We start from the raw sequence: 7,698 nt of genomic DNA, 5'->3' as shown, positions 1-7,698 counted from the left end.
ACGGTGTCCAAGTGATAAATGCTGGTGGCTTCCAGGGCAATTGAGCTTTGCGCAGGCAGCGTTTTGAGCCAGCGACCAAGAGTTCCTCGGTCGTTAGCGACGATTTGAATGGTTTCCAAGTCTTCACGGTAAGCGACGATTTCGGCCTTGGCCACATCGATACCCACTACCGTTGGCGAGTTAAGGATTGTCATAACGAATCCTCGAAGCTAGGGTTTATATGCTTGTCGGGGTCTACCGGAGCGCTGGCTTGCCTCTATCGTCGGTTTTTACCGATGCATTCCTTATCGGCGCTTTGGGTAGAAGGGATGGGACGAGAAGTCTCCCACGGTCCGTACTGGCTAGAGTCGGAATCGGGCTTTTAGTCCCGCCCACCCCTTCAAGTCTAAACATACAAGCGGGCTTGCTCGCGAAAGCGGTGTGTCAGATACACATTCAGTGACTGACACTCCGCCTTCGCGAGCAAGCCCGCTCCCACAGTTTGATCTGCTGTGGCCTCAGGAACGGGCCAGCGTCAGCAACCGCTCACGCCATGCAGCCTTGGCCGGCAACGCCAGGAAGAACGGGTTCAACAACGATGCCCGCGCCGGATAGCTGAACGGTTCACCGCTCAACTCCAACACCTCGCCCCCCGCCCCTTCCAGCACGCCCTGGGCGGCGGCGGTATCCCACTGTGACGTCGGCGCCAGTCGCGGGTAGCAATCCGCACTGCCTTCGGCCAGGAGGCAGAACTTCAACGAGCTGCCGATATTCGCCAGCTTCAATGCGCCCAAGCCTTCGCTCAAACCGTCCAATAGACGCTCCTGCTCGGGGCTGGAATGCCGACGGCTGGCCACTACCGTAAACGACTCGCCCGCTGCCGGTGCCTGGCGCACCTGGATCTGCTTGGGTGCCTCATTCACATCCGAACGCCAGGCGCCCAGGCCGGCGCCACCGAAATAGCAACGACCGCTGGTGGGCATCGACACTACGCCGAACACCACGCGGCCCTGTTCGATCAGGGCGATGTTCACGGTGAATTCTTCGCTGCCGGCGATAAATTCCTTGGTGCCGTCCAATGGGTCCACCAACCACCAGCGCTGCCAGCCAGCGCGCACGCTCTGGTCGATGTCGGCGTCTTCCTCGGACAGCACCGGAATGCTGGGGTCCAGCGCGGTCAGGCCGGCCAGGATCAGGTGATGAGCAGCCAGATCCGCTGCCGTCACGGGCGAATCGTCGGCTTTGGAGGTCACGGCCACGTCGGCGCGCCAGTACGGCAAAATCACTTCACCGGCCTGACGAGCCAGTTCGATCACAGGGGCAATAAACGGGTGGCCTAAAAACAGTTCGCTCATGCGCTAAACGCTCCACGCTGGGTCAACAGGTCTCGTACCAGGTACAGCGCGGCCAGGGCGCGGCCTTCGCTGAATTGCTCGTTTTGCGCGAGCATCGACAGCTCACGCAGGTTGACCCGGTCCACACGCATCGGCTCAGGTTCATCGCCTTCCAGGCGTTCTTCATAGAGATCGGTGGCCAATACCACCTGGATTTTCTGGCTCATGTAGCCAGGCGACAGCGACAGTTCGGTGAGGTGTTCCAACTGCCGCGCGCCATAGCCAGCCTCTTCCTTGAGCTCGCGGTTGGCGGCGGCCAGTACGTCTTCGCCGGGTTCGATCAAGCCCTTGGGCAAAGACAATTCATATTCGTCGGTGCCACCGCAGTATTCTTCCACCAGCAACGCATGGTCCGCGTCGATCATCGCCACGATCATCACCGCGCCGTAACCGGCACCGCGGCCCACCAGACGCTCGTAGGTCCGTTCAACGCCATTGGAAAAGCGCAGTTGCACTTCCTCCACGCGGAACAAACGGCTACTGGCGACTATTTCGCGGGCGAGGACGGTGGGTTTCTGGCGCATGAGCGGCTCCTTGGCGTGATCGGGTTACTATACCGTGGCTTTTCCGATTGTCTGTGTCGGATATCTTTACTTACATGAGAACGCCCCATGCCCTCTTTGCCCTGGCACGCCATCGACACTGTCCTGCTGGACATGGACGGCACCCTGCTCGACCTGCATTTCGACAACCACTTCTGGATGGAGCACCTGCCCCAGCGCTACGCCGAGTTGCACGGAGTAAGCCGGGCCATGGCGCAAATGGAGTTGCAGCCTCTGTTCGAGCGTAACGCCGGACAGTTGCAATGGTATTGCCTGGATTTCTGGAGTGCGGAACTGAAGATCCCGGTACGCGAACTCAAGCTGGAAACCGCCCACCTGATCGCCCTGCGCCCGGACGCAGACACCTTCCTGGCGGCAATCAAACAGGCCGGCAAGCGTGTGATCCTGATCACCAACGCTCATCGTGATTCGCTGTCATTGAAGTTGGAACGCATTGAACTGGCGCCGTATTTCGAACGGTTGATCAGCTCCCACGACTACGGTTTCGCCAAGGAAAACCCGCAGTTCTGGGATGCCCTGCAAGCCGACATCCACTTCGACCCGGCCCGCAGCCTGTTTATTGACGACACACTGCCGATCCTTCGTAGCGCCCGGGACTTTGGCGTGGGGCATTTGCTGGCGGTGAAGGAACCGGACAGCCAGAAGGGGCCAAAGGACACGGCGGAGTTCGCAGCGGTGGATGACTATCGCGACCTCATTGCCGGGCTCTAAACCAATGTGGGAGCGGGCTTGCTCGCGAATGCGGTGTATCAGCAACACATCCAGTGACTGACACTCCGCTTTCGCGGGCAAGCCCGCTCCCACATTTTGCTCTGCGTTTTACTCAGGAATACGCAGTGTCTGCCCTGGATAAATTTTGTCCGGGTGCGACAACAGCGGCTTGTTGGCCTCGAAGATTTTGTTGTACTGGTTGGCGTTGCCATACACCGCCAGGGAAATCGCGCTGAGGGTGTCGCCCTTTTTCACCACGACGAAACGGGCGGCAGCCACGGCCGGGCCGGATACGGTGATCTGGTCATCAACACTGGCCACACCGGCGATATTACCTGCCGCAAGAAGGACTTTTTCTTTCTCTTCCTGACTGGCAACTGTCCCGGTAAGCGTGACCTTGTCGCCCTCGACGGTGGCGTGAACGTCTGGATTGCCCAGGCCGACTTTCTCAATATGTTTTTTCAGGTCCTCACTCGCGTTGGCGTTACCCGGAGTCAGCAGGTCAATCAACTTCTCGCCCGCTTCCTTTACAAAGCTAAAAATACTCATAGTGCGCTCTCCTTGGGTTTTGATTTCCAGATGCCCAAGACTAGACCAGTCCTACGGATTTGGGTTCCGGCCCGGCCAAAGACCCAAACGCGCTAGAATCCCCCCGCCATTGGAATAAGCCCTGGAGCGAAGATGGACATCAAACAGCTGAAATTCCTCATCGCCCTCGACGAAACCCGTCACTTCGGCCAGGCGGCGGCGCGTTGCCACATCACCCAGCCGACCCTGTCGATGCGCCTGCGCAACCTTGAGGAAGAGCTTGATCTGCCATTGGTCAATCGTGGCCAGCGCTTCGAAGGCTTTACCGCACCCGGCGAGCGCGTGCTGGCGTGGGCACGCACGGTACTGGCGGCGTATGACGGCCTGCAGGCCGAGGCGGCGGCTTGTCGCGGCAACCTGGTGGGTACGTTGCGCCTGGGCGTGGTGCCGCTGTCGAGCTTTGATCCTTTGGCATTGATGCAGCAACTGCATAAAGAACACCCAAGCCTGCGCTTCGAGCTGTCGGCCCTCAGCTCGGAGCAGATCCTGGAACAACTGGCGAGTAACCGGCTGGACCTAGGCGTGTCCTACCTGGAACGCCTGGACAACGAGCGCTTCGACTCGCTGGCCTTGGGCGAAACCCGCATGGGCCTGCTCTACGACCAGCGCTTCTTCAGTTTCGGTGACACGCCGTTGAGCTGGGAGGCGCTGATCGAACTGCCGTTGGGCATGCTCACCAGCGGCATGCACTTTCGCCAATCCATCGACCACAACTTCCACAGCCGTGGGCTCAACCCGCAACCGTTGCTGCAGACCGACGCCGTCCATCAATTGTTACAAGCCGTGCACGGTGGATTGTGTTGCGCGGTGATGCCGCTGGATGGGGGCCTGGACGCACTCACCGAACACCTGCGCCTGCAGCCGATCGAAGACGCCCACACCCTCGCACGCCTGGGGCTGATCATGCGCCGCAGCGCTCCACGCTCAGCACTGGCGGAGGCGTGTTTCGCGCTGTATCAGAAATCGCAAAACGAATCTTGATCGACGTCATCTATCGGTAGATCAGTACTGGCAATTAGACGCGACGCTTTGTCGCGCCTAGTCTAAACACTGATCAATCCGCCGGTGGTACTGCCCCATGAACGCCAAGCGCCCAGTCTGCGCGGCGCCCGCTCTCGAAACGCCAGCGCCCGCCGCCAGCCAGAGCTACCAGTATTGCAATCTCGAACACACAGAATCCGCCAGCACAGCCTTGGCGGAAGAAGTGGCGTTGGCGATTGCCTACAACGACATCAGCCAAGCGGTGATGCTGGTGACGCCGACGGACCTGGAAGACTTTATTGTCGGTTTCAGCATCGGTAGCGGCATTATCGCCGACGTTAGCGATATTTATGATCTGAAACTCAGCGGCTCGGGCTCAGCCCAATACGCTCAGGTGCAGATCTCCAGCCGCGCCTTCTGGAACCTCAAGCAGCAGCGCCGCCAGTTGGCTGGCACCAGCGGCTGTGGTTTGTGTGGCGTGGAAGCCGTTGAACAGGCCCTGCCAGACTTACAGGTATTGCCCGGCGCGCCCTTGCCGCCCGCCGAGTGGCTGGATGGCCTGCGCCAACGTATCAGCGCCTTTCAGCCCCTGGGCCAATACAGCGGCGCCGTGCATGCGGCCGTGTTCATGAACAGCCAGGGCGAGTTGTTGCTTGGCCGGGAAGACATCGGCCGGCACAACGCCCTGGATAAATTGATCGGCGCCTTGATCCGCCAAAAGATTCCGACCGAAGGCGGCCTGGCGATTGTTACTAGCCGTTGCAGCTTGGAGTTGATCCAGAAGGTCCTGCGCGCGGGCATCCAGACCCTGGTCAGCCTGTCGTCACCCACCGGACTGGCCCTGCAATGGGCCCGCCGACATAACCTCAATCTCATCCACCTGCCGCAGAAAAGTGCGCCGCGGGTCTACAGCCCTGCGATGGAGAACCAGCCATGAGCCAGCACCACCAAGCCGACCAAACCCCCACCCCGCGCTACAAGCCCTACAAGGGCGCAGCGGGTGGCTGGGGCGCACTGATCAGCGTGGCGCAGGCCTGGCTGACCAGCGACAACGCACTGAAAAACCTGCGCATGATGCTCAAGACCAACCAGAACGGCGGCTTCGACTGCCCCGGTTGCGCCTGGGGCGACTCGCCGGAAAGCGGCATGGTCAAGTTCTGCGAGAACGGCGCCAAGGCGGTGAACTGGGAAGCCACCAAGCGTCGCGTCGACGCGGCATTCTTCGCCAAACACAGCGTGACGGCCCTGCTGGAGCAAAGCGACTACTGGCTGGAATACCAAGGCCGCCTGACCGAGCCGATGCGCTACGACGCTGAAACCGACCGCTACACGCCCATCAGTTGGGAAGCGGCCTTCGACCTGGTTGGCAAGCACCTCAACGCCCTGCCGAGCCCGGACATGGCCGAGTTCTACACCTCGGGCCGCGCCAGCAACGAGGCGGCGTACCTGTATCAGCTGTTCGTGCGCGCCTACGGCACCAACAACTTCCCCGACTGTTCGAACATGTGCCACGAAGCCAGCGGCGTTGCCCTGGCGCAAAGCGTGGGCGTCGGCAAAGGCACCGTGACCTTTGATGACTTCGAACACGCCGATGCGATTTTCGTCTGGGGCCAGAACCCCGGCACCAACCACCCGCGCATGCTCGAACCGCTGCGCGAGGCGGTCAAGCGTGGCGCCCAGGTTGTGTGCATCAACCCGCTGAAAGAGCGCGGCCTGGAACGCTTCCAGCATCCGCAACACCCGCTGGAAATGCTCACCAACGGCGACAAACCGACCAACACCGCCTACTTCCGCCCGGCCTTGGGTGGCGACATGGCCATCCTGCGCGGCATGGCCAAGTTCCTGCTGCTGTGGGAACGCCAGGCGCAGGCCGAAGGCAAAGAAGCCGTGTTTGACCACGACTTCCTCAACGAACACACCGCCAACGTGCTGGATTACCTGGGCAAGATCGACGACACCTCCTGGGATGAAATCGTCGAACAGTCCGGCCTCACCCTGGTGGAGATCGAGCAAGCGGCGCGCATGTACGCCAAAGGCAAGAACGTGATCATGTGCTGGGCGATGGGCATCACTCAGCACCGCCATTCGGTGCCGACCATCCAGGAAATCGCCAACCTGATGCTGCTGCGCGGCAACATCGGCCGCCCAGGCGCCGGCCTGTGCCCAGTGCGTGGCCACAGTAACGTGCAGGGCGACCGCACCATGGGCATCAACGAACGTCCGCCCGTGGCGTTCCTCGACTCCCTGGAACGGCGCTTCCAGTTCCAGGTGCCGCGCGTCAATGGCCACAACGTGGTCGAAGCGATTCACGCCATGCTTGAAGGCCGCTCCAAGGTGTTTATCGGCCTGGGTGGCAACTTCGCCCAAGCCACGCCGGACAGCCCGCGCACCTTCGAAGCCCTGCGTAATTGCGACCTGACCGTGCAGATCAGCACCAAGCTCAACCGCAGCCACCTGATGCACGGCAAAGACGCGCTGATCCTGCCGTGCCTGGGCCGTACCGACATCGACATCCAGGCCGACGGCCCGCAAGCGGTGACGGTGGAAGACTCGTTCAGCATGGTCCACGGCTCCAACGGCCAGTTGCAGCCACTGTCGAAGCTGATGAAGTCAGAGCCTGCGATTCTGGCCGGTATCGCTGCCGCCACCCTGGGCAGCAAACCGGTGGATTGGAACTGGCTGGTGGCCGATTACGGGCGCATCCGCGACCTGATCGCCGACACCATTCCGGGTTTCAAGGACTTCAATGAGAAGATCAAGAATCCGGGTGGTTTCTACTTGGGCAACTCTGCCGGTGCACGTCGCTGGAACACCCCGTCGGGCCGCGCCAACTTCCGTCCGAACATCCTGCCCAAGGACCTGATCCACGAACGCACTCATGCGACCGGTCGTGTGCCCGACCTGATCATGCAATCGATGCGTTCCCACGATCAGTACAACACCACCATTTATGGTCTGGACGACCGCTACCGTGGGGTCAAGGGCCAGCGTGACGTGCTGTTCGTCAACGAAGCCGACATCATCCGCCTGGGCTTCAAGCCGGGACAGAAGGCCGACATCGTGTCGCTGTGGGAAGACGGTCGCGAGCGCCGCGTGAAGGGCTTCACCCTGCTGGCGTTTGATATTCCGGCTGGACAGGCTGCGGCCTATTACCCGGAAGTGAACCCACTGGTGCCGCTGGAAAGCACAGGGGATGGCAGCCATACGCCGACGTCGAAGTTCGTGGCGATCCGTTTGGAAGCGGCGAGTGACAATGGGCTGATCATGGCGCGCTCTGCATAAATCTTCGGGCACAAAAAAGGCCGCTTTTGCATAAAAGCGGCCATTCCGAAGTAGTTAATGACCCACAAAAACAACTTAAGTTCCCCAACAAAAACAGTAACTTAGCGAATTGTGTACAACTCGTGTTACTGGTCGGATTTCTATTGTCACCACCCCGATACAGCCTCAGGATCGCGCCGTCATCCCCTTGAGGTCTCCCC

Annotated in this window: 7 protein-coding genes and 1 pseudogene; 4 read left to right on the top strand and 4 right to left on the bottom strand. The window is 60.6% G+C overall.

From position 1 onward, the window contains the following. From HX812_RS30975 to nudE, 3 genes and pseudogenes are all read right to left on the bottom strand, one after another. A pseudogene (locus tag HX812_RS30975) lies at positions 1–194 on the bottom strand (IS110 family transposase); the annotation flags it as partial. A 303-nt stretch (positions 195–497) separates the two neighbouring features. Continuing rightward, a complete protein-coding gene (cysQ, locus tag HX812_RS30970) occupies positions 498–1,334 on the bottom strand; it encodes a 3'(2'),5'-bisphosphate nucleotidase CysQ (protein WP_038845145.1) in 837 nt (278 codons plus the stop codon). Further along, positions 1,331–1,897: an ADP compounds hydrolase NudE gene (gene nudE / locus HX812_RS30965; RefSeq protein WP_038845148.1), complete on the bottom strand. Its 567-nt coding sequence runs from the start codon at positions 1,895–1,897 to the stop codon at positions 1,331–1,333. Before nudE ends, cysQ begins: the two co-directional genes overlap by 4 nt. An 87-nt stretch (positions 1,898–1,984) precedes the next feature. Between nudE and yrfG the strand changes: the two genes are divergently transcribed. Next, the gene (gene yrfG / locus HX812_RS30960) at positions 1,985–2,647 is read left to right on the top strand and encodes a GMP/IMP nucleotidase (protein WP_038845150.1); all 663 of its coding nucleotides are present in this window, start codon (positions 1,985–1,987) and stop codon (positions 2,645–2,647) included. A 108-nt stretch (positions 2,648–2,755) separates the two neighbouring features. On the opposite strand, the gene lysM is transcribed toward yrfG, so the two are convergent. Continuing rightward, positions 2,756–3,196 carry a peptidoglycan-binding protein LysM gene (lysM, locus tag HX812_RS30955; protein ID WP_016979062.1) on the bottom strand — a complete coding sequence of 147 codons (441 nt, stop codon included), beginning with the start codon at positions 3,194–3,196 and terminating at the stop codon, positions 2,756–2,758. Between the two features lie 132 nt (positions 3,197–3,328). On the opposite strand from lysM, the gene HX812_RS30950 reads away from it, so the two are divergent. The 3 genes from HX812_RS30950 (at position 3,329) to HX812_RS30940 (ending at position 7,498) form a co-directional block, all read left to right on the top strand. Next, positions 3,329–4,216 (top strand): LysR family transcriptional regulator, encoded by an 888-nt coding sequence (locus HX812_RS30950; protein ID WP_038845153.1) that lies wholly within the window; start codon positions 3,329–3,331, stop codon positions 4,214–4,216. Positions 4,217–4,313: 97 nt separating this feature from the next. Further along, on the top strand, positions 4,314–5,153 hold the full coding sequence (gene fdhD / locus HX812_RS30945) for a formate dehydrogenase accessory sulfurtransferase FdhD (RefSeq protein ID WP_038845154.1): 840 nt from the start codon (positions 4,314–4,316) through the stop codon (positions 5,151–5,153). Next, positions 5,150–7,498 (top strand): FdhF/YdeP family oxidoreductase, encoded by a 2,349-nt coding sequence (locus HX812_RS30940; protein WP_038845155.1) that lies wholly within the window; start codon positions 5,150–5,152, stop codon positions 7,496–7,498. The genes fdhD and HX812_RS30940 overlap by 4 nt, the downstream gene beginning before the upstream one ends. Positions 7,499–7,698 lie beyond the last annotated feature (200 nt).

Source organism: Pseudomonas sp. IPO3749, from assembly GCF_013386605.1.
Taxonomy (GTDB): domain Bacteria; phylum Pseudomonadota; class Gammaproteobacteria; order Pseudomonadales; family Pseudomonadaceae; genus Aquipseudomonas; species Aquipseudomonas azotoformans_A.
This window is presented reverse-complemented; position numbering and strand designations above follow the sequence as displayed.